The organism is Hominenteromicrobium mulieris (genome assembly GCF_046197855.1).
In the GTDB taxonomy this organism is placed as follows: domain Bacteria; phylum Bacillota; class Clostridia; order Oscillospirales; family Acutalibacteraceae; genus Hominenteromicrobium; species Hominenteromicrobium mulieris.
The window spans coordinates 2,104,029-2,127,333 of sequence record NZ_CP173188.1 but is presented as its reverse complement, the minus strand read 5'-3'; the positions used below and the strand labels follow the sequence as shown (position 1 = coordinate 2,127,333).

At 50.5% G+C, this 23,305-nt stretch carries 20 protein-coding genes; 19 read left to right on the top strand and 1 reads right to left on the bottom strand.

What is annotated here, in order from left to right; translation table 11 throughout:
- Window positions 1-89 precede the first annotated feature (89 nt).
- From ACI0CA_RS10410 to galE, 15 genes are all read left to right on the top strand, one after another.
- Window positions 90-566 carry a hypothetical protein gene (locus ACI0CA_RS10410; protein ID WP_446806999.1) on the top strand — a complete coding sequence of 159 codons (477 nt, stop codon included), beginning with the start codon at window positions 90-92 and terminating at the stop codon, window positions 564-566.
- 95 nt (window positions 567-661) lie between these two features.
- Entirely contained in the window at window positions 662-1,234 is a 573-nt protein-coding gene (locus ACI0CA_RS10405) for a prolipoprotein diacylglyceryl transferase family protein (RefSeq protein WP_446806998.1), read from the top strand.
- Window positions 1,231-6,477 (top strand): InlB B-repeat-containing protein, encoded by a 5,247-nt coding sequence (locus tag ACI0CA_RS10400; protein ID WP_446806863.1) that lies wholly within the window; start codon window positions 1,231-1,233, stop codon window positions 6,475-6,477. The genes ACI0CA_RS10405 and ACI0CA_RS10400 overlap by 4 nt, the downstream gene beginning before the upstream one ends.
- Window positions 6,478-6,553: 76 nt before the next feature.
- Window positions 6,554-7,774, top strand: coding sequence for a glycosyltransferase (locus ACI0CA_RS10395; RefSeq protein ID WP_446806997.1), 1,221 nt, complete (start codon window positions 6,554-6,556; stop codon window positions 7,772-7,774).
- Between the two features lie 380 nt (window positions 7,775-8,154).
- Window positions 8,155-8,919, top strand: a complete 765-nt coding sequence (locus tag ACI0CA_RS10390; RefSeq protein ID WP_446806865.1) for a glycosyltransferase family 4 protein — start codon at window positions 8,155-8,157, stop codon at window positions 8,917-8,919.
- Complete coding sequence (locus tag ACI0CA_RS10385; protein WP_446806866.1) at window positions 8,916-9,440, top strand: acyltransferase; 525 nt, start codon at window positions 8,916-8,918, stop codon at window positions 9,438-9,440. The genes ACI0CA_RS10390 and ACI0CA_RS10385 overlap by 4 nt, the downstream gene beginning before the upstream one ends.
- Window positions 9,406-10,725, top strand: a complete 1,320-nt coding sequence (locus tag ACI0CA_RS10380) for a flippase (protein WP_446806867.1) — start codon at window positions 9,406-9,408, stop codon at window positions 10,723-10,725. Before ACI0CA_RS10385 ends, ACI0CA_RS10380 begins: the two co-directional genes overlap by 35 nt.
- A 6-nt stretch (window positions 10,726-10,731) precedes the next feature.
- Window positions 10,732-11,760: a polysaccharide biosynthesis protein gene (locus ACI0CA_RS10375; protein WP_446806868.1), complete on the top strand. Its 1,029-nt coding sequence runs from the start codon at window positions 10,732-10,734 to the stop codon at window positions 11,758-11,760.
- Window positions 11,760-12,926, top strand: coding sequence for a capsular polysaccharide biosynthesis protein CapF (locus tag ACI0CA_RS10370; protein ID WP_446806869.1), 1,167 nt, complete (start codon window positions 11,760-11,762; stop codon window positions 12,924-12,926). The genes ACI0CA_RS10375 and ACI0CA_RS10370 overlap by 1 nt, the downstream gene beginning before the upstream one ends.
- A gap of 2 nt (window positions 12,927-12,928) precedes the next feature.
- The gene (gene wecB, locus ACI0CA_RS10365; RefSeq protein ID WP_446806870.1) at window positions 12,929-14,074 is read left to right on the top strand and encodes a non-hydrolyzing UDP-N-acetylglucosamine 2-epimerase; all 1,146 of its coding nucleotides are present in this window, start codon (window positions 12,929-12,931) and stop codon (window positions 14,072-14,074) included.
- Window positions 14,075-14,812, top strand: a complete 738-nt coding sequence (locus tag ACI0CA_RS10360) for a CpsB/CapC family capsule biosynthesis tyrosine phosphatase (RefSeq protein WP_446806871.1) — start codon at window positions 14,075-14,077, stop codon at window positions 14,810-14,812.
- A gap of 2 nt (window positions 14,813-14,814) precedes the next feature.
- Entirely contained in the window at window positions 14,815-15,585 is a 771-nt protein-coding gene (locus tag ACI0CA_RS10355; RefSeq protein ID WP_446806872.1) for a YveK family protein, read from the top strand.
- A 1-nt stretch (window position 15,586) separates the two neighbouring features.
- Window positions 15,587-16,291, top strand: a complete 705-nt coding sequence (locus ACI0CA_RS10350; RefSeq protein WP_446806873.1) for a CpsD/CapB family tyrosine-protein kinase — start codon at window positions 15,587-15,589, stop codon at window positions 16,289-16,291.
- Window positions 16,292-16,378: 87 nt separating this feature from the next.
- Complete coding sequence (locus ACI0CA_RS10345) at window positions 16,379-17,380, top strand: LCP family protein (RefSeq protein ID WP_446806874.1); 1,002 nt, start codon at window positions 16,379-16,381, stop codon at window positions 17,378-17,380.
- Entirely contained in the window at window positions 17,377-18,399 is a 1,023-nt protein-coding gene (gene galE / locus ACI0CA_RS10340) for a UDP-glucose 4-epimerase GalE (protein WP_446806875.1), read from the top strand. The genes ACI0CA_RS10345 and galE overlap by 4 nt, the downstream gene beginning before the upstream one ends.
- A gap of 151 nt (window positions 18,400-18,550) precedes the next feature.
- Here galE and ACI0CA_RS10335 read toward each other — a convergent pair whose 3' ends face one another.
- Window positions 18,551-18,772 carry a hypothetical protein gene (locus ACI0CA_RS10335; protein WP_446806996.1) on the bottom strand — a complete coding sequence of 74 codons (222 nt, stop codon included), beginning with the start codon at window positions 18,770-18,772 and terminating at the stop codon, window positions 18,551-18,553.
- 141 nt (window positions 18,773-18,913) lie between these two features.
- Here ACI0CA_RS10335 and ACI0CA_RS10330 point away from each other — a divergent pair, with 141 nt between their 5' ends.
- The 4 genes from ACI0CA_RS10330 (at window position 18,914) to ACI0CA_RS10315 (ending at window position 22,805) form a co-directional block, all read left to right on the top strand.
- Window positions 18,914-19,813 (top strand): zinc-ribbon domain-containing protein, encoded by a 900-nt coding sequence (locus ACI0CA_RS10330; RefSeq protein WP_446806876.1) that lies wholly within the window; start codon window positions 18,914-18,916, stop codon window positions 19,811-19,813.
- A 342-nt stretch (window positions 19,814-20,155) separates the two neighbouring features.
- Window positions 20,156-20,461, top strand: coding sequence for a helix-turn-helix domain-containing protein (locus ACI0CA_RS10325; RefSeq protein ID WP_302928325.1), 306 nt, complete (start codon window positions 20,156-20,158; stop codon window positions 20,459-20,461).
- Between the two features lie 100 nt (window positions 20,462-20,561).
- Window positions 20,562-21,866 (top strand): hypothetical protein, encoded by a 1,305-nt coding sequence (locus ACI0CA_RS10320; RefSeq protein WP_446806877.1) that lies wholly within the window; start codon window positions 20,562-20,564, stop codon window positions 21,864-21,866.
- Between the two features lie 477 nt (window positions 21,867-22,343).
- Window positions 22,344-22,805, top strand: coding sequence for an RNA polymerase sigma factor (locus ACI0CA_RS10315; protein WP_412391907.1), 462 nt, complete (start codon window positions 22,344-22,346; stop codon window positions 22,803-22,805).
- Window positions 22,806-23,305: the final 500 nt, after the last annotated feature.

The window sequence follows — 23,305 nt, the reverse complement described above, 5'->3', positions numbered from 1 at the left end:
TTAATCACTTAACAGTAATTTTCTGGACATTGGCATATGTAATCATTGTTCTGTGCGGAATTCAAAATAGAAAATCCCATCTATTGCTTATGCCATTGATAGCAGGAAGTTTAAATTTTGCTTGGGAGATTAATGCGCTGCTGCTTTCGAGAGGTTTTTATGGGCATGTGCTGTGGACGGGATTGGATGTCCTCATTGTTGTTCATAATGTTCGTTTTTTAGAAAAGGGTAAACGCAAGAAGTACTTGCTCTTAATTGTTGTGTTTATCTTAGTTCTATATGGAATGTTCCGTATTCCTAATGTCGATGGACAAAGAATTTCGGTCTTTGCCATAGATCTCATTATGGCAATTGAGTACGTCCTGTGTGCAAAGCAAATCGCACCCCAAGGAAGAATTTCTGTCGGGGTATTGAAACTCTTGGGAGATTTATTTGCATGGCTATCCAATATGGAGAGTTCTGTATTTGTGGCAGTTTGTGGCTTAATAGTGCTACTTCTAAATTTGTTCTATTTGGCTATTTGCTTAGAGCAGAGTTCTCATAGCCGGAAGAAGGTGCAAAGATGATGTCATGGCTTCAAACGAATTCACTATATCTGTTACTAACAGCAGGAACTATCTTCAATGTGTTCTGGCTGTACAGGATGCGGCGACAGCTCCAAATGAAATGGTATGCCGTACTGATCCTTTCGGTATTGCATACTGCTATCGGCGTATGCAGTGTGAAAGTCTTTGCTTTTCTGGAAAGCGGCGACATAGGCAACATGAGCCTGTTTGGCGGTGTGTTTTTTATGCCGGCAGCCTACTGGCTGGGAGCCAAGCTTACCAAGCGGCCTTACTGCAAAGTGTGCGATGTGTTTACTCCGTGTATGCTTTTTACACTGATGTGTGCTCGGGTCAACTGCATCGTCGCTGGATGCTGCTCCGGCTTAGTTATACCAGAAACGCATTTTCACTTTCCCACAAGGGAACTCGAGATCCTCTATTACGTTGTGATGCTGATTCTGCTCGTTCCCAGAGTAAAAAAGAGCAAGAACCCCGGCGGCATTTACCCGCTATATATGGCATCCTACGGAGCGTTCCGCTTCATTGATGAATTCTTCCGGACGTCCTCTACAGGGATGCTGTTCCATCTCTCTCATGTCTGGGCAGCCATCGCATTTGCGGCGGGACTCAGCATTTACATAGAAATAAACGCCAGAAATCATCAAAGAAAGAAGGTAATAAAGAAATGAAAAGCACATTAAAGCGATTCCTTTCGCTTGTGCTCTGCATGTGCATGGTTATGGCACTGTTACCCAATGTGACCATGACAGCGTTTGCGGCAACCAGTGGTACAGTGACAGGCTTAGCTGACGAGAACATTGGACTGAGTTTTACAGGCGACGCAGATGATGCTTGGTCGGCCAATGGTACGAGCATTATCGGCGCAGCTACCAGCACGGGTGGAACATGCGGCAATACATCCTATAAATCCACACTGACAATTACAAATAAGAAGTCGACAACAGCAACCCTTTCCTTTGACTACTCTATTGAGCAGAACAGCGGAAAAATTCAGGTGGATGGTACAGAGGTTTCTTCGGGTGCCAGTTTTACCAAGGAACTGGCGACAAACGAGAGCGTTAAAGTATACATCCAGTCTGGCAGCACCAGTGCTGCCACTAAGATCACCCTTACCAACGTGGTTCTGGTAAGCGATGTCAATGCAACTGCGACTTTCGTGCCTGCTGAAAACGGTACTTATACAGTAGACGGAAAACTCATTACCGAGGAATATAGCAACACGCAAAGCTCCATGACTGCTTATCAGGTAGTGGCGACCCCGGCGGATGGTTATCAGTTCATGGGCTGGTATGATGTTTCTAACGAGAAATATATCAGCACGTCTGCAAAGGCTGCGTTGAACATTGAAAATGACTGCACTATCACAGCGCGGTTCGCAAGTAAAACGGCGGCCCTGTTTGAAACCGGCGGCCAGCGGTTTGACGATCTGGGCGATGCGGTTTCCTATGCACAGGCAAACAGCCAGTCCAAGATCACCCTGGCTGCGGATGGCTCCATCAGCGGCAGCTATACCATTCCGGCTGGAATTACACTTCTGATTCCGTTTGATGAGGCAGGGACGCTGTATACGGATGCTCCTGCGGCAATTCGCACGGCCCCGGCTTCGAAGCCGTTCCGAACACTGACGATGAGCGATGGCGCTTCTATTACCGTCAATGGTGCCATCAGCTTGGGCGGCAGATATTATGCTGCTGGCGGTGGTGAGCAGGGACGTCCCGTTGGTGATTATGGATACATCAAAATGGCGGATAACAGCTCCATTACAGTCAAGAACGGTGGTAAACTCTATGCATGGGGCTTTATCTCCGGCAGCGGCTCTGTTTTGGCGGAATCTGGCGCTACGGTGTACGAATTCTATCAGATTGCAGACTTCCGCGGCGGCAGCGCATCTTCCAGCATGGGCCATGGGGTGTTCCCATTTTCGCAGTACTTCGTACAAAACATCGAAGTTCCCTTGACGTTGAATGCCGGCGCCAACGAGATAGTTTACAGCGGCGTTTATGCAATGAGCACCACATATACCACCTCCATTAATTTCATTGGCGACACCGGTATGTTCAAAGTGGAATCTGGTAGCTTTACCAAGGATTACGATGAAAAGACGGATCGCCTTGTATTCACAGTAAACGGCAAGGCGGCATTGAACACGTTGTCGCTAACGCTTGCTGGCATGGATGTCAACTCTGCAAGCTATGTGCTGCCCATCACCAATAACATTACCATCAATATCCAGTCCGGAAATGTGACCATCAATCAGGATGCCGCTCTGCTGGCGGGCGTTGAGGTCAATATTGCCGAGGGCGCTGGTCTGACAGTTGCAAACGGGAAGAATATCTATTTCTATGACAGCGATGAGTGGAACTCCGACAACTTTGTCTGGGGCCCCTGCAAGTTTAAGTCCGTGGCCTATGCGCCGGGTAAGGCATACAACCGCTCCAATAACGACTTGGTTGATGCGAAGATGGATGTGAACGGCAGCGTAACGGCTATTGGCGCCATCTACACCACCAAGGGCGGTGCGGACATCTGCTCCAGCAACGGCACCGGCAAGTACATTCAGCAGGGCACACCCGGCACGGCGACCGTAACCTATCAGTATAATGCGAACAAAAGTGCGGTGACCATCCCCATCACCGCCGCCAAGCTGCACAACCTTGACGGCTCTTACACGGAAACTGCGACCGCCAAGGCTGGCGATATCATCAACTATGTCAACGGCGTTTGGGGCGGCGAAGAGCCCACGGAGCTGACAGTTACCTTTGAAGCCAACGGAAGTGCGGAATACCCGGTCGAAGGCACGATGGCCCCGCAGAGCGTAACCGCAAAGAAGGATACGGCGCTGAATGCAAACACCTTCACTCGTGAAGGCTACAACTTCCTGAACTGGAATACGGCGGCTGACGGTACTGGCGAATCCTATGCGGATGGCGCAACCGTTAATCTGACGGCGGATACCACACTCTACGCCCAGTGGGAGGACAACCATTCCCTTACCAAGGTGATCAACAAGAAGGATGCTACCTGCACCGAGGATGGCTACACCGGCGATACGGTCTGTGCCGTTTGCGGCAAGGAAATCACCAAGGGCGAAACCATTCAGGCCAAGGGCCACACTGAGGCCATTGATGCAAGAGTCGAGCCGACCTGTACCGAAGCCGGCAAGACTGAGGGCAAGCACTGCTCCGTCTGCAACGAGATTCTCGTTGCGCAGGAAGTGATTCCCGCGACCGGCCACAAGGAAGAAACCGTTCCTGGCAAGGAAGCAACCTGCACCGATACCGGCCTGACGGACGGTACCCGCTGCTCTGTTTGCGGAACGGTGATCAAAGCACAGGAAGAGATCCCCGCCAAGGGTCACAGCTGGAATGAGGGCGAGATCACGACCTCTCCTACCTGTGAGAATGCCGGTGTCAAGACCTACACCTGCACAGTTTGCAATGCAACCAAGACCGAAGCGATCGATGCAACCGGGCATACCCCTGTTGAAGTTGCGGAACAGCCCGCTACCTGCACCGAGGCTGGCCATAAAGCCGGTACGAAGTGCTCCGTTTGTGAGGCAATCCTCTCCGGTATGGAAGAGATCCCTGCGACCGGCCACACAGAAGTAATCGATGCAGCAAAGGCTCCGACCTGCACGGAGACTGGTCTGACCGAAGGCAAGCACTGCTCCGTCTGCAAGACTGTACTCGTTGCCCAGGAAGTAATCCCGGCCAAGGGCCACACCGAGGTCGTTGATCCGGCAGTTGAACCGACCTGCACCGAACCCGGCAAGACTGAGGGCAAGCACTGCTCCGTCTGCAATGAGATCATCGTTGCACAGACAGAGATTCCAGCCAAGGGGCACACCGAAGTCATTGACGCAGCAAAGGCTCCGACCTGCACCGAGCCTGGCCTGACGGAAGGCAAGCATTGCTCTGTTTGCAACGAAGTCATTGTTAAACAGGAAGTGATCCCGGCTACCGGTCACAAGCCGGAGATTCGCAATGCGGTCGAAGCGACGCTTACGACACCCGGTTACACCGGCGACACCTACTGCTCTGTCTGCGATGAGTTGCTGAAAAAGGGTGAGGAAACCCCCAAGACCGGCGCACATATCACTTGGGTGATTGATGGCAAGGTCGCAGCAGAGGAAGATTATCTGAAGGGCACTATGCCTTCCTTCAAGGGCAGCACAGATAAGGCACCTGACGACGGCTACCGCTACACCTTCACTGGCTGGAGTCCGGAGGTCGTTGTTGCCGAGGAGGATGCTACTTATACGGCACAGTACTCTGAAACCGCCCGTGTGTTCTACACCATCGCCTTCAACGCCAATGGCGGTGTGGGCGAGATGGCAGCTCAGACCTTTGAGGTCGGTGTGGACACTGCCCTGAATGCCAACGCCTTCACCCGTGAGGGCTACAAGTTCATCGGCTGGAACACCGCCGCAGATGGCAGCGGAGCCACCTATGCCGATGAAGGCGCGATTCTTGAGTTGACCGGAGATATGACGCTGTATGCACAGTGGCAGTTCTGGAACGGCTGGTTTACGGATGTGAACGGCAAGCTGTACTACAAGGATGGCGAGCTGCAAAAAACCGGTTGGACGGTCATTGACGGCAATACCTACTATCTGGACCCCGAAACTGGATACGCGGCTACCGGTATCGCGACGCTGATCCCCGATGGGGCGACTGAGGAAGCCCGCTGCGTCTTTGACGCCGAAGGCGTATTCCAAAGCAATGTAACCGGCGTTTACAGCGTTGGAAATGATACCTATTGGCTCAACAGCGGCATCATCGAAGAGGAAGCAGGTCTGAAGCGCGTTGTCAAGGAGAACGGCGAGGTCAACTATTATTACTTCGCAGTCCAGAAGAATCTGGAGGAGCGTGAGGGCTTGATTCTCTCGGCAGCAGTGAAGAGCACTGTGCTGAACGGCAAGGATTGCTGGCTCCACAAGACCAATGGCCTTGCGCTTCCTGAGTGGGGCTACTACTTCGATGAGAACGGCATCATTCTGCATGACGAGGACACCAACAAGAACGGGATCCTGAAGGATGGCGAAGACCTCTTCTACTATGTTGACGGCATCAAGGCTCCTGCAGGCATGATCAAGATCGGTGACGATTACTACTATGCCAACAGCAAGGGCCAGCTGATCGTGAACCAGACCTACTACTGCTCCAGAATGAACGGTCTGATGGAGGAAGGAACCTATGCCTTTGACGCAGAGGGCAAGCTCATTCAGGGTGCAACGGACAAGAATGGCATCGTAAAGGACGATGACGGCGTGCTTCGTTACTATGTCAACGGCAAGGTAACCTATGTCGGCCTGATTGAAATTGACGGTGACTTCTACTATGTCCGCAGCAACGGTGAGGTCGTGACCGATTGCGTGTACTGGATCACCTGGACGCATGGCCTGAAGGAAGCCGGTTACTACACGTTCGATGAAAGCGGAAAGCTGACCGGCACTCCGAAGAATGGTATTGTCGAGGAAGATGGCGTTCTGCATTACTACGTCAATGGAAAACTGACCTATGCGGGCCTCATCAAAATTGGCGATGATTACTACTATGTGAATTCCAAGTGTGAAGTGGTACACGATTGCGATTACTACATTTCCTGGACACATGATTTGCTGCCGCAGGGCAAATATCACTTCGATGCAGATGGCAAGCTGACAGGTAGCGTCGCGCCTCTGAAGAACGGAATCTATGAGGAAGATGGAAGCCTGTACTTCTATCGGAACGGCGAACGTACTTATGCCGGTCTGATCCAGATCGACGGCGACTACTACTATGTGCGTTCCACTTGTGAGGTTGTCCATGACCGCAGCTACTATGTGTACTGGACGCACGGCCTGATGCCGGAGGGATATTACAACTTTGACAGTGCTGGCCGGATGATTCTGGACAGCGAAACCGAGTAAATACACTGGAACCGCCGGGGCGCACCTTGGCGCCTCGGCGGTTCTCTTTTATCACACAACATCGGAGATGAGAAGGATGAAAGTGCTGTTTGTCAATTTGGTATATGGGACCGGAAGCACTGGAAAAATCATCGCTGATATCATGAACCTGCTGAAAAAGCATGGCAATGATGTAAAGGCTTTATATGGAACGGGAGTATGCTCCGACAATGCGGACGCAGTGAAAGTATCCGGAGATTTCGGCTTTTACTTTCACAACGCAGTATCACGATTCACAGACCACGCGGGTTTATATTCCTGGGCGGCGACCAGAAAGATGATCCGAGAGATCAGAGCGTTTCAGCCTGATCTTATCCACCTGCACACGCTGCACGGCTTCTATGTGAATTACGAGATGCTGTTCCGCTTTTTGAAGGAAGCGAATATCCCCGTCGTTTGGACTTTGCATGATTGCTGGACTTTTACCGGACATTGCACACATTTCTCGCAAGTCAAGTGTGTGCAATGGCAGACGGAGTGTCGGGACTGCAAATTGCTGTACCGGTATCCGCAATGCTATTGGAAGGGCGATGTAAGGCACAATTTCCTTCGCAAAAAGAATGCCTTTACCGGTGTAAAGAGTCTGACCATCACAACGCCTTCGCAGTGGCTTGCGGATCAGGTTTCACAGTCGTTTCTACAGAACTATCCGAGAACCGTTATCCCCAACGGAATCGACCGCACGGTTTTTTACCCACAGACCAGCAGCTTGCGTGAAAAGTATCATCTGGAAGATAAGAAAATTGTCCTCGGGGTAGCAAATGCATGGAATGCACGCAAGGGTCTGCCGGATTTGCTGACACTTGCTGACCGCCTCGGTTCTGACTATCAGGTGGTTTTGATTGGCCTGATTGAAAAGCAACTGCCGGATATTCCTTCCGATGTGCTTGGGCTTTTACGCACGGCAAATCAAACAGAGTTGGCACAGTGGTACTCCGCTGCAGATGTGTTTGTGAACCCTACCTATGAGGAAACCTTTGGACTGACTACGGTAGAGGCCCAGGCGTGCGGAACGCCGGTGGTGGTATATAAGACAGACGGTTGTCCTGAAACGGTAGCACCGGGAAATGGACGCTTGGTTCTGCAGGGCGATATACAGGCATTGGAGAATGCTGTGAGAGACGTGGCAGACAGCAACTGGCGTGCGGATCCTAAAAAAATGGCGCGTTTTGACAAAGATACGGTGTATCAGGGCTATGTTGAACTCTATGAAAATGTTTTGTCTACTTTGGGAAAAGGGCGTGTGATGGCTACATGAGAATTCTTTTTTGCAGCAATTACTTTACGCATCATCAAGTCCCCCTATCCGATGCCCTCTATGAATTGACAAATCACAACTATTGCTTCGTGGCGCATAAAGAGATGGATACGGAGCGAAAGAATCTCGGGTGGGGAAATGATTTGGCGCGTCCATATACCTGTTCGGCATCAGATCAGGAGGTCCAGAAGCAGTTAAGTAATCTGGATGTTTTGATAGCCGGTTCCTTTCCAGAGCGTCAGACAAAGGAATACGGTAAAAAGGCCAAATTGTTTTTCCGATATTCCGAGCGAATCTTAAAGACAGGAAATCCGCTTCTCAAATATCCAAAACGTTTTTTCCACTGGCACGCTTGCAATCCGCCGTGGCGAAAGGCGTATATGCTCTGTGCCAGCGCCTATACTGCGGGGGATTATGCAAAATTCGGCCTTTTCCGCGGTCGGTGCTATAAATGGGGCTATTTCCCGGAGACGATACGGTATCCCAGCATTGATGACTTGATCAACCGCAAAGCAAAAGCAACCATTTTGTGGTGTGGACGCTTCTTGGGCTGGAAGCATCCCGACGATGTGATCGAGGTTGCAAGGAGACTCCATGATGCAGGATGCTGCTTCAAAATCGAGATGATCGGTACCGGTGAGATGGAGCAGCAGCTCAAGCGGCAGGCTTCAGAAGCTGGGCTGCTGGAGACCAATATACGATTCCTTGGAGCCATGTCTCCGGAAGCCGTGCGCCTTCATATGGAAAGCGCAGGCATCTGCTTATTCACGAGTGACCGCCAAGAGGGCTGGGGCGCTGTGTTAAACGAGGCCATGAACAGCGGCTGTGCGGTGGTTGCCAGCGATGCAGCTGGGGCAACCCCTTACCTCGTAAATGACGGCGTGAATGGAAGCGTTTATCACTCCGGCAATATTCAGGAGCTTTATGAAAAGGTACGACGGCTTCTTGAAAATACGACGATGCAGTATAGCTTTGGAAAAGCGGCGTACCAGACGATCACAGAATTGTGGAATGCGGAGGTTGCGGCAAAGCGATTTTTGCAGCTATCGCAGACCCTTTTGAACGGTACAGACGCTTCCGGCTTGTTTGCGAACGGTCCATGCAGCCCCGCAAAGCCGCTGCGGGAGGACTGGTATCAAAGATGAAGTTAAAGACAATCAAAAAACGAATTGTGATATACCTTGTCAATCATACTCTGGCGGGAACCCAGTTTTTCTCTGCCAAGAGGAATCTTCTTCGTTCCATCGGCTATGAGATCGGAGAAAACACCAAAATTGTCGGGCCGATCCATAATACAGGGACGCTCCGCATTGGTGCGAATTGTTGGATCGGATGCAATCTCACTATCCATGGAAATGGGACGGTGACGATTGGAGATAACTGCGATATCGCTCCAGCTGTCACCTTTCTGACAGGTGGACATCAGATGGGCGACCATAGCAGACGGGCGGGGAAAGGCGAATCCTATCATATTACGGTAGGCAGCGGCGTGTGGATCGGTGGTCGAGTTACCATCCTATTGAATACGAGTATTGGAGATGGAAGCATGATTGCGGCCTGTGCCTGTGTTTCTAAAGATGTGCCGGCGGATACGATGGTGGCCGGTGTCCCCGCTAAAGTGGTGAAGGAGTTTGAAGATTTTGCTGCAGTCGCTCAGAAAGAATAAGGTCGTTAAAAATGCAGGATGGATCATCGGCGGTAAAGTGGCAAACAAGCTACTGGCCTTTGTCGTTGGTATTTTTGCAGCGCGCTATCTTGGCCCAAGCAATTACGGCCTGATCAATTACGCAGCGGCATATGCGACATTCTTTGCCTCGCTCTGTACGCTTGGCATCAATAGTGTGATCGTCAAGAACTTTGTGGATCATCCAGATCAGCAGGGTGAAACGATAGGAACAACCCTGTTGCTGCGGGCTATCTCAAGTCTGCTGTCTGCATTGGCAATCATCGGTATTGTCAGTGTCGTGGACAAAGGAGAATGTCTCACCGTTGTGGTTGTAGCGCTGTACAGCATTGGCCTCATTTTTCAGGTGTTTGATACCCTCAACTACTGGTTTCAGGCCAGGCTCCAGTCCAAGTATTCCGCCATTGCCGAACTCGTCTCGTATGCGGCAATGTCTGTGTACAAAATTATTTTGCTTGCGCTTGGGAAAAGTGTGGAATGGTTCGCCGTTGCAAGTGCATTGGATTACATCGTACTTGCGGTGTTTTTGCTGATTGCTTATTTCAAAAATGGCGGTACAAGATTCCATTACTCTCTGAAAAAAGCAAAGGAGCTTCTTCAAAGCAGCAGTAGCTTTATCATAGCCGGGCTGATGGTCTCCATCTATGCCTGTACAGATAAGCTGATGCTCAAGCAGATGCTTGGCGCAGATGCCGTTGGACATTATTCCCTTGCTTCGACAGTCAGCGTTTCATGGGCCTTTATTCTCTCTGCAATCATTGACTCCCTTTATCCGGAGATTGTGCAGAGCTTTCAGAAGGACCGCCTGCGCTATGAGCGGAAGAACCGGCAACTCTACGCAATTGTTTTTTATGTGTCCCTGTTCGTATCCGCAATGATCTGCCTTGTCGCAAAGCCATTTATTCTAATCCTCTATGGAGAAACCTATTTGCCGGCAGTTGGACCTCTGCGCATCGTAGTTTGGTACACGGCGTTTTCCTATCTCGGTGTTGCCAGAAACGCATGGATGGTATGTGAAAACAGACAGAAATATTTGAAATACCTGTATGTCAGTGCGGCTGCACTTAATGTTGTGCTGAACCTTGCGCTGATACCGTCGTGGGGAGCGTCCGGGGCTGCTGCGGCCTCGCTGATCACACAGGCTTCGACAACGATCCTGCTTCCAGCGCTGATTCGTCCCCTGCGTCCAAACACAAAGCTAATGCTGGATGCCGTACTTATGCGCGGCGTACTGCCTGAAAAACAAAGAAACCATACAAAGGAGTAAGACCAGATGATATCGTTCAAAGATAAAATACTGCTCATTACCGGTGGGACAGGCTCCTTTGGCAACGCTGTGCTGCGCCGCTTCCTGACCACCGATATTGCAGAGATCCGCATTCTTTCACGGGATGAGAAGAAGCAGGATGATATGCGGCACACCTATCAGGAGCTGTATCCGCAGCACGCGGAGAAAATCAAGTTCTACATAGGTGATGTGCGGGATTACAATTCCATTCTGAATGCGTTCCGCGGTGTGGACTATGTATTTCATGCCGCAGCTTTGAAGCAGGTGCCCTCCTGCGAGTTTTATCCCATGGAGGCGGTCAAAACCAATGTGGCTGGGTCGGACAATGTGATCTCCGCCTGTGTTGCAAACCATGTGAAGAAGGCCATCTTCCTGTCCACGGACAAGGCGGCCTATCCCATCAACGCTATGGGCATGACGAAGGCTGTCATGGAGAAGAATGTGATTGCCCGCTCCAGACAGATGCTGCCTGGGGATCCAGTTCTGTGTTTGACGCGGTATGGCAACGTTATGGCCTCCCGTGGCTCGGTCATTCCGCTGTTCTGCGACCGGATCGACGAGGGAAAACCTTTGACGATCACGAATCCCAATATGACTCGTTTCATGATGACGCTCAGCGATGCCGTAGACCTTGTGCTTTATGCCTTTGAGCATGGCGAACAGGGTGACCTGTTCGTGCAGAAGGCCCCTGCCGCAACCATCGAGACGCTGGCACAGGCTATACTGGAGCTGAAGCATTCCGACCTTGGCACGACGATTATCGGAACACGGCATGGCGAAAAGCTCTTTGAGGTGCTGGTCACTGCAGAGGAAATGATGCGGGCAGAAGACCTGCCCGGCTTCTTCCGCATTCCGGCAGATAATCGAGATCTGAACTATGACAACTATTTCAGTAAGGGGAATCCGGAGTTCGGCAAAATCGAGCAGTATACCTCGCACAATACGCATCGGCTGAATGTAGAGGAAATGAAACAGCTTCTGCTAAAGCTGAAGCTGTTCGGAGGAACTTGCTGATGAATGTACTGATCACCGGCGCAAACGGATTTGTTGGGAAGAATCTGACGCAGCGCCTCTCCGCCATCAAGGATCGCAGAGACAGAACCCGGCCCGCGCTGCAAATCGAGGAAATTCTCTTGTGTACGCGGGATACTTCGGCAGAAACCCTGGCGGGCTACTGCCAAAAGGCGGATTTCGTGGTCCACCTGGCTGGCGTGAACCGGCCCCAGGATCCGGGAGAATTTGCAGCCGGAAACACAGACTTCACCCGTACCCTGTTGGAGATGCTTCGGGAAAGCGGTAACCGCTGTCCAGTATTGCTCTCTTCCTCCATTCAAGCCAGTCTGACCGGACGGTATGCCGGAAGTTCCTACGGACAGTCCAAAAAAGCAGCGGAGGAGCTGCTCCTCGCTTACGGCGAGGAAACCGGCGCAGACGGGATGATATACCGCTTGCCGAACCTGTTCGGCAAGTGGTGCCGTCCCAACTACAATTCCGTGGTGGCAACCTTCTGCTATCACATCGCAAGGGAGGAGCCTATCACCGTTTCAGATCCGGCAGTCGAATTGGAACTGGTCTACATTGACGATCTGATTGACGAGATCCTGAATACCATGGAGGGCCAGCCCCACAGGACGGATGGAGCATATTGCAGCGTTCCGGTCAGCCACTGCGTGACGCTGGGTGAGATTGTCCAGCTGCTCCAGACCTTCCACGACCAGCCGCAGACACTGTTGCTCCCGGAGATTCCGGAAGGCAGCTTTGAGAAGAAGCTCTACAGCACCTATCTTTCCTATCTGCCGCCGGAGAAAATCGCATTCCCGATGAAGATGAATGTAGACGAGCGCGGCAGCTTCACAGAATTGCTGAAAACGGAGAACTGCGGTCAGGTCTCCGTGAACATCACAAAGCCCGGTATCACCAAGGGGCAGCACTGGCACAACAGCAAGTGGGAGTTCTTTATGGTCGTGGCCGGACACGGGCTGATTCAGGAACGCCAAATCGGCTCCGATGAAAAGATCGAATTCGAGGTTAGCGGTGACCAGATTCAAGCCGTTCATATGTTGCCGGGCTATACCCACAACATTATCAATCTAAGCGAGACGGAAAATCTGGTGACAGTCATGTGGGCCAACGAGCAGTTTGACCCCGGCCATCCGGATACCTACTTTGAGGAGGTGTAGCAATGGGAAAGCTGAAGCTGATGACGATCATCGGCACACGGCCAGAGATCATCCGGCTGTCTGCAACGATAAAGTGCTGCGACCGGTACTTTGAACAGATTCTGGTTCACACCGGTCAGAACTACGACTACACTCTCAATCAGGTGTTTTTTGACGACCTCGGTCTCCGGGCCCCGGACTATTATCTGGATGCCGTAGGCGACGACCTCGGAGCCACGATTGGGAATATTATTGAGAAATCCTACAAGCTGATGGTTCAGGTCAGGCCGGATGCGGTGCTGGTCTTGGGCGATACCAACTCCTGCCTTTCCGTGATCGGTGCCAAGCGGCTGCACATTCCGATTTTTCATATGGAGGCGGGAAACCGTTGCAAGGATGAGTGCCTGCCGGAGGAGACGAACCGCCGTATTGTGGATATCATCAGCGATGTCAATCTCTGCTATTCGGAGCACGCACGCCGGTATCTGATGGAGTGTGGCCTGCCGAAGGAGCGTACCTTTGTGACCGGCAGTCCCATGGCCGAGGTGCTGCACGCCAATCTGGACAAGATCGAAGCCAGCGATATCCACTGGCGTCTGGGTCTGACCAAGGGACAGTACATTCTGCTCTCAGCCCATCGGGAAGAAAACATCGATACGGACTGCAATTTTGTCCAGCTGTTCACAGCGGTCAATGCCATGGCGGAGAAGTATGATATGCCGATCCTTTACTCCTGCCATCCAAGGAGCCGGAAACGGCTCGAGGCAACGGGCTTCCAGTTGGACAGCCGCGTGATCGCCCACGAGCCACTGGGCTTTCATGATTACAACTGCCTGCAGATGAACGCCTTTGCAGTGGTCTCCGACAGCGGTACGCTGCCGGAGGAGAGCAGCTTTTTCCTGTCTGTGGGCAAGCCATTCCCGGCGGTCAGCATCCGAACCTCTACCGAGCGCCCTGAGGCGCTGGATGCCGGATGCTTTGTACTCGCCGGAATCGACGCGGAGTCCCTCCTGCAGGCGGTGGAGATAGCTGTCGGGATGCAGCGGGCTGAATGCTTTGGTACGCCGGTGGCGGATTATGTCGCTGAAAATGTGTCCATGAAGGTCGCCAGAATCATTCAGAGCTACACGGGCATCGTGAATAAAATGGTTTGGAGGAAGGACGGATAAATGGCGCTTGCGGATATTCACATACATCTATTGTTTGGAGTGGATGACGGTGCAAAAGACGAGGATGAGATGCACGCCATTTTAGATGCGGCCTATCAAACTGGCACAAGGGTGCTTTGCTGTACCCCTCATTTCCACCCTGGCTACTTTGGAGACAATTATGGCAAGGTAAATGCGGCATTTGAGCGCTTGTCGAGCTATGTGCAGAAGACATATCCAGACATGGCGCTGTATTTGGGAAATGAACTTCGGTATGAACCGGAATGTGTGACTTGGCTGAGGCAAGGTGTTTGCAGAACGGTCAACGGTACCAGATATGTGCTGGTGGACTTCTCGGAAACAGCACCTGAAAAAACAATCGGAAATGGCCTTCATGCATTGCTCAACGCAGGCTATATCCCCATTCTTGCCCACGTCGAGCGCTATCGATCCCTGCACGGAAGAATTCCTGCGATTCAAGCGTTCTGGCACGATGGCGTGGTGCTCCAAGCAGATACACAGTCCCTGTTCCGCGGGTTTGGCTTACTTGTTCAGCGTCAATGCCGGAAGTTGTTGTCCCTTGGACTGATCGATCTTTTTTCCTCAGATGCACACAACTGTACGTCTCGCCCACCTGAAATGCTGGAATGTTTCAATTACACCAGCAAAAAATACGGTGCCGACTATGCGGCGATGCTATGCTACAATAATGCAATCCGTTTATTGCGTGGTGAGGCCGTAAGAAAGGACTTTTCTTAAGCATGAATCAGAAAGCAAATTTTAAAACAGTTACGCTGAAAGACCTGTGGGGCGTATTCGTCCAACGGCTATGGGCCATCATACTTGCAGCCTGCATTTGCTGCTGCGGCTTTTTGGTGTTCAACCGTATGACTTTTGTCCCGCAATACGCCTCTACCGCGACCCTGTACATTCTGCGTCAGGCAGATGGCGCAACCGCCAGCGACGCAAGCTCCGATTTCTCCTTGGCCTTAAAGGTTGTCAATGACTGCACCTACCTTTTGAAAAGCCATACCGTTCTGGATGAAGTTATCAGCAGCTTAAATCTGGACATGGAGTACGAGGATCTATATGACTGTGTTTCCACTTCGAATCCGGAGGACACCCGCATTCTCGAGGTGACCGTGAAAGCGGATTCTCCGGAACTGGCAAAGCGTATCGTGGATCGAATCTGCACCATCGGTTCAAAGCGCATTGAAGATGCCATGGGGTTTCAGCAGGTGAACCTCTATGAGCTGGGAACAACGGATACTGATCCGTGCAATAGTACGAGAATGCTCACATTCGCTTTTGCTGGCGTTGTTGCTGCCGTTGTAACGTATGTGATCTTCCTAATCATCTTTCTTCTGGATGACCGCATTAAGACCGATGACGAGAATCTGGAGCGATACCTGGGCCTTAGTGTTCTGGGCAACATTCCGAATGCGGACGGCAAAAAGCCGGGAAAGTACGGCTATTATAAGACATATACAGCTTATAAGACCTCAGCCAAGCAGGAGGTAGAAGATAAATAAAATGGAGAAAGCAATTTTGGAAACCGGATCGTCTGTGAAAACAACTTTAAAACTTCCAGGAAAGAAAGACTTCTTCACGCAGGAAGCATTTAAGACATTAAGAACTAATTTACAGTTTTGTGGTCAGGATATCTGCACTGTCGTAATCACAAGCTGCAATGAGAATGAAGGCAAGACAACAATCACCCTGCAGCTTGCAAAGAGCCTTGCAGAATTGGACAAGCGTGTGCTGGTCATTGATGCGGATATGCGAAAATCAGTTATGGCAGGGCGTAACACCACAGCGGAAAACCCTGCAGGATTGAGCGAGGTGCTGACAGGGCTGACTTCTGTCAAAGAATGTCTTTATCAGACGCAGTACGAAAATTTGTCAATCATGTTTGCGGGCAAGTACCCGCCCAATCCTGTAGAGTTGCTGAGCGGGCAATACTTTGAAGAGCTTTTGAAGGCTGCGAAAGAGTCTTACGACTATGTGCTGATCGATGTCCCCCCGCTTGGCAGCGTCATTGACGCTGCCGTCGTAGCAGCCAAATGCGATGGAACAATCCTTGTCATTTCGGACAATCAAGTCCGCTACCGGCAGGCCATCGATGTCATAGAACAACTGAGGAAAAGTGGAAGCAAGATTCTCGGAGTAGTTCGCAACAACATTAAGAAGAAGGATGGCGGCTATTATAAGAAGTATTACAAGAACCGCTATCAATAATTTCAAGAGAACATTGGATTCGAGCGATACTTGTTTGAAAAGTTTCTGACTAAGGTGGTAGAAGCTTGACTAAGGTGGTAGAAGCTTATGAAAAAGAGAAAAATCGTAGCACTGGTATGTGTAGCAACAGTTCTGCTTCTGGCCGTTTCGGCTTTTTGGTATGTCCAAACAAAGCTGGATAAGATCAACAAGGTACCAGACACAGTAGATGTTATCCCTCCCGACCAGGAAGACTTCGAGACCGATACAAGCAACGAGCCGAAAGATATCATCGAACTCAAACCGGAAGAAGTCGATTGGAGTGAGATCGAACCATTCCTGGATGATGACCTGCTCAATATTCTTTTAGTCGGTCAGGATCGACGCGAGGGAGAGGGGCGGCAGCGTTCTGACTCCATGATCCTGTGCAGTATCAACCCAGATACAAAGCAAATATCGATGATCTCATTTTTGAGAGATCTGTATGTTCAGATCCCCGGCGGCTATTCTGATAACAGATTGAATGCCGCCTATGTTTTCGGTGGCTTTCCTCTGCTGATGGATACATTACATACTAATTTCGGAGTTTCTATTGACGGGTGCTTTGAGGTTGACTTCTCTGGTTTCCAGAGTGTGATTGACATACTTGGCGGCGTAGACATTGAGATGACGAGCAAGGAAGCCAGGATAATAAATATAGGCACAGAGTCTGGTGTTTACCACCTGGATGGAACAAAGGCTCTTGCTTATTCTCGTATCAGAAAGATTGACAATGACTTTTACAGGACCCAGCGTCAGCGCAATGTGCTGCAGGCAATCTATACCAAGTTCCGCCAGAGCAATGCGGCAGACCTGATGAAACTGTTGGATGAGGTATTGCCATATCTGTCAACTGACATGACGAACTCTCAAATTATGCTGCTGGCGGCGAAGTGCATCCCAATTATGGGAAGTGCGGAGCTCTCCAGTTATCGTGTCCCGGCAGATGACGCATACCATTATGCTTCTATCCGAGGTATGTCGGTGGTCGTCCCGGATCTGGACAAAATCCACGAGGATCTATTGAACGAGTATCTTCCACTCAATGCGGAGAAAGAGAGCAGTGAATGACCGTTTTACTTACTGGCGGAGCGGGATATATCGGCAGCCATGTAGCAGTTGAACTGCTTCAGTTGGGATACGATGTAATTATCGCAGATACCTTCTATAATAGCTCCCCAAAGGTTCCAATCATAATCGGTGAAATCGCGGGAAAAAGCGTCAGAACCTATTATCTGGACATTCAGAATTCTGCGGATTTGGAACAGATTTTCAAACAGCATGAGATCAATGCGGTCATGCACTTTGCGGGATACAAGGCTGTCGGGGAATCTGTTCAGCAGCCGCTCAAGTATTATAGAGGTAACCTTGACAGTACCCTCACACTTTTGGAAACCATGAGCAAATATCAGGTCAAAAACTTGATTTTCAGCTCGTCTGCAACGGTTTATGGCAATCCAGCCACGCTGCCGATTACAGAAGCATGTCCCACTGGCAACATCGCAAGCCCGTATGGATGGACGAAGTATATGATCGAGCAGATCATTACGGACTATGCCGCGGCGACCCAGGATTTTTCGGCGGTCATTTTTCGCTATTTCAATCCGGTGGGAGCTCATCCAAGTGGCCTTATCGGAGAGGCTCCCAATGGCGCACCAAACAATTTGATGCCATATATCACTCAGGTGGCTACAGGAAAGCGAAAGCAACTATCCGTTTTTGGCGCTGATTATGATACGCCAGATGGTACATGTATCCGAGATTATATTCACATCATGGACATTGCCGCTGGCCACACAGCAGCACTTCCGTTTTGCACTTCGCACAAGGGCGTGGAGGTAATCAATCTGGGAACAGGCATGGGACATAGCGTCCTTGAGTTGATTTCCGCATTTGAAAGCGCCACTGGGATTCATATCCCTTTTCAAATCGTTGGCCGCCGGGCGGGAGATATCCCGGTCTGCTTCGCCTCGGCAGAAAAGGCAAAAGCGTTGCTCGGCTGGCAAGCCACAAGAACTTTGAGTGACATGTGCCGTGACGCATGGAACTGGCAGCAGAAAAAACCCGATGGTTTTATGTCGGCAGGATAGTCTGCTTGTCAATATGAGAGATATTAGGTGTAGGAGACGATGCATTACGGAAAAGGTGCTTTACATACGACAAGTAGATACTTGCGTATGCTGCGGTTGTCCCATCCCGGAGGGACGTATGGTTTGCTACAACTGCGAAAACAATGCTGAGTCATTCTTTCGGGAAAAACATCAACGGAAAAGTGGACTTGTAATTTTTGCACGGGATATCTTCAACACGATGCGAGGCGAGTGATAGTGGAAAAGGAGCGGGCGAAGCGTGGACAGAAACTATTGTGAAAGTTACTCTGCTATCAATAAAAACATGGATCGTTGTGTTTTGTGTTGGAATCTGACGGATGTTCCGCGGGATATGCCAATCAATCAGCGCCATTATTATTTGGAAGGACAGGGACAACTCTGTGCTCGGTGTTATTACGAACTTTGTGGTGCAGATGTATTCCGTCAGCCGGAAGATACAGAGCAATAAACACCATTGAGATACTCAAAACCAGTGGTAATATAAGGAGTTTCTATGAGAGAGGAATATTCGCTGTACACTTTTTGTCAGCGGTTGGGCGCAGAGAAACTTCTGGAGGAATGGGATTCAGAGAAAAACGCACCGCTGACCCCAGAGGAGATCCATAAAGGCAGCCACAAAAAAGTGTGGTGGAAATGTGATGCAGGCCATTCATGGCAAGCCGAGGTAAGAGTTAGAACGGGCGGTTCCCATTGCCCATATTGTACAGGGCGCGCTTTGTGGCCAGGTGACAATGACTTGGCTGCTGTAGACCCCACCTTAGCTGCCCAGTGGGATTTCCAGAAGAATGGGACATTAACACCAGATCAGGTGTTGCCCGGTAGCGGAAAATATGCTTGGTGGCGTTGTGAAAAAGGTCATTCTTGGCGGGCCAGTATTCGTAGTCGTGAAAGAGGAAACGGTTGCCCTGTTTGCAGCGGACGCTCGACCGTTCCAGGTGAGACTGATTTGGCTACGATGTTTCCATTACTGGCGGAAGAATGGGATACGATACGCAATGGCAAATTGAAACCGGATAGGGTGGCTGTCTACAGCAATCGAAAGGTTTGGTGGCGTTGTACGTTGGGCCATCAGTGGCAGGCGGTCATTGCATCTCGGACTGCCGGCCGCGTTGGATGCCCATATTGTTCTGGAAGGCGTGTTTTGCCAGGATTCAACGATTTGGCGACCCTTCAACCAGAGACGGCCACTCAATGGGACGATTCGCTGAATGGCAATCTGCTGCCAGAAATGGTGACGCCGGGCAGCCACAAAAAAGTTTGGTGGCGCTGCTCCGAAGGACATGTCTGGAAAGCAGCAGTATTTTCCCGTACTGGCCAACAGAAATGCGGTTGTCCTTTCTGCGCTGGACGGTTTAAAATGAAATCCAGCTACAATCAATCTGTGAAACCGTGATAATTGCAGTTCAGAGATAAAATATCCCTCCTAAAACGGCGATACTTGACCCGTTTAGGAGGGAATTTAATTTTACACGCGAGAAAATAGCGACCCTAATTTTATAACACAGCAATCGTACAGATAGACTATTATGTGAGGAAGATGTTTTTATACGTTGGCGAATTGGATTTCCTAATTGATTTCAAGAAAGACCTACCATAAAATCTCAATAACTTTCTCCGTGCCCCTATCTATGGCACCATAACGGGTACATATCATTTGATTACCATATACCATACCGATGATTTCTATGAAGGCAATCAAATGAGGTGTATACTAATAGCATAGTAGGTGGTACCAATGTTCAATGCACAACAGCGAATTCGACAGTTAATGGATGAGCGCGGATGGACAATTTACCGATTGGCGCAGGAATCCAAGCTGTCGCAGACAACGATCAGTAATATCTTCAAGCGGAACAACCAGCCGTCTATTCCAACGGTGAATGCGATTTGTGACGCTTGTGGAATCACGCTGGCTCAGTTCTTTGCGGAGGACGATCCAGCAAACACTCTGAATGCCCGGAGTGAGTTTGACAACAGTGTTGCGGCGCTCAAAGAGGACCAACGCGAAGCGCTTGCTGCATTCATCAAGACAATGGTATAGTACATAACCGCTCAGCCTTGCTGTGCGGTTCACAGCAGAGGCTGTCCGAGTTAGATTGGACAGTCTCTGCGCTTTTTTACAAATCAAAGGAGGCATATTCATGAGCAACGAAATCATGCAGGAAACCACCACGCTTGTTGAATGCAGCGCGTTTCATCGTGCGATGAGCGTGCTGGAGGCCAGCCTACGGAACACCGAGGATTCGGAAGCCATCATCAATGGCCTCCTGAAAGGTGTGGCTGAGTTTTATGGCGCATCGAGAGCATCTGTGCTGGAAGCTGACTGGGAGCTTGGAATCGGCGTCATTACCTATGAGTGGTGCAGGGATGGTGTCCAAGCGCAGAGAGATATGCTCCAGTGCTTGCCCATGGAGAAGTTTCCGAGATGGAGGAAAGCACTTCGGGCCAATAAACCGGTTATGATTTCTGACCTACAGAGATTGGAGAGAGTCTATCCGGATGAAGCGGCTTTCTTTCGGGAGTATGGGGTGACTACACTGCTGGCGGCACCATTCTCCAAGCGGATCAATCAGGGATTCATTGCCGTGGACGATCCGACCCGCTATACGGATGACCCGGTTTTCCTGTTCATCGCCTCCTATGCAGTAGTACTGGAACTCAACGAGATCAAACAGCAGCAGTCCCTTTTGGCTGCTACAAAAGCTTCCAAGTACAATCCGGAGGACATCCATATCAATTTCTTTGGCGGCATGGAGATCATCAGCTCAAAAGGGACATTGACTGGAGAAGATATCAAAGCGGATCAGTGCTACCTGCTCCTGGCATATCTTATCCTGAACCACAAAAAGAATTTCTCCATTGACACCTTGGCAGAGATCATCTGCCCATACGACGAGCTCGACTCGCCGTATAAGGTCGTCAACAATATCGTTTACCGCCTGCGGCGCACTCTTTCTGTCATCGGCCTCGACAAGCTCGTCGTCGGCAAGAACGGCACATTCCAAATCAATCCTGACTATAACATTCATACAGACTTTGACCGTTTTGAGGATGCCTGCATTCAGCTGAAGACAGAAGAAAACCCGGATATGCGGCATTCCCTCTACCACAGCGCAGTCGATATGTATAAGGGACAGTTGCTCCCAAGATGCGAACATGAGTTGTGGCTGATGCAGTTGTCTATGTACTATCAGTCGCTGTATCTGCAGATCACCAAGGGATATGTCCGCGTAAAAATGGAGTGCAAGGATTATATTCTGGCACAAAAGACGGCCATTGATGCCCTGCGCTTCGACCCGAAGGACAGCGAACTGAACATGTATGCGATCCTGACCATGGGATTCCAGGGAAATCTCTCTATGGCGCAGACATACTATACGGCGGCGAAGCCCTATCTGGCGTTAGAGCATGCCGAGGTCATCAAGAAGTATTTGAATATAAAATGAGAGCAACTTGAGGTTGTTCCGGAGGTTGCAGCTGAGGTTGTAGCGGAGGTTACGCAGTAGGTTGTTCCAGAGGTTGCGGAGGAGGTTATACAGGAGGCTGCACAGTAGGTTGCAGTAGAGGTCACAGAAAAGTCATACAGGAGGTTGTCCAGCAGGTCACGGCTGAGGTTGCCCGCCCGTTATCATTGGTTATCGGATGCGTCCGATAGATGATGCGGGCGGGTGATTTTTTTTGCTGTGCAGGAGACAGTATTACGCCGTTGGTTACCACAAGGCCGGTTTGCGCCCCTTGTGTACGGATCTGTACGGCCCTCCTGCGCCGCAGACAGCCTATCATTCTAATATTGCGTCCTGCTCCCGGAGCCATTGCGCTCCGGGAGCCTTTTTGCATTTTGGGGCGTTTTTGCCACGCTGCCGTGGCCCTCCGTTTTCGAGGTTTGCTTCACCACAAAATCTCGAAAAAACGGAGGACAGAAAATGTCGTATCACAATGACCCCTATCGGGTCGATTATTTGAAGATATATCCCTGCTTAAAAGAACGACCGGATGTGTTGGAAGTCTTGAAGAAAAGCGACCGCAAGATGAAATACATGGAGGTGGATCTAAAAAGCGAACAGCGCAGGAAAAATGCCGAGAATGGGGCGGAGAGTTATATTCCCAGCAAAGAGGATTCGCTGGAGCGGCTCGTATATTCTGCGAAGTGCCAGTTTGCGGACGATGCCGAGGGCGTCGAGGAGGCAGTGATCAGGAAAGATGATTTATGCCGTTTACGGGCCGCACTGGATCAGTTGAGCGAAGAAGAAAAATCCCTGATCCGTGCGCTGTTTTTCGACGAACGCTCCGAGCGTGAGCTGGAAGAGATGATGGGTGTCCATCGAATGACGATCCATAATCGAAAGATCCGTATCTTGCAGAAATTAAAAAAGATGCTGAGATGACAAAAAAGTTTGGTGCAAACGGTGTTTTCAACGGCTAATAGAGTGAGAGGGCTTTGAACCTCACTCCGCTGCTGATAAATCAGCGGCTTTGCTCCTTGAAAAACACCCCCAGCGGTCATATCCGGTAGCTTGAATACATTAGCTGACGGAGCCAGCGTCAGGCCGAGTGCGCGAAGACCACCTGTGCGGAGAAACTCCGCATCAAAGGACGGCCAAGTAAGGTGCAGAGCGATACCCACTCAGGCCAAGACAGCTTTGGCAAGCTGTCCCGCCATGATCCCGTCAGCCCATAATGATACTCCTGTACGCAGCTTCGAGAGATCCTCGGAGGGGTGAGAGTCCCGTGATGTGCGCCAGCACAGTCCAAGTTGCCGCCCTGCCTGGGGAAGTAGTGTCGAATACAGGCAAACAAAACCGTAAAGTTCTGGCCGCTCCGGTGATGGAATCATTTGCTTCCATCACCGGAGTGACCACACTCTTGCGGCAGAAGCATGGGAACT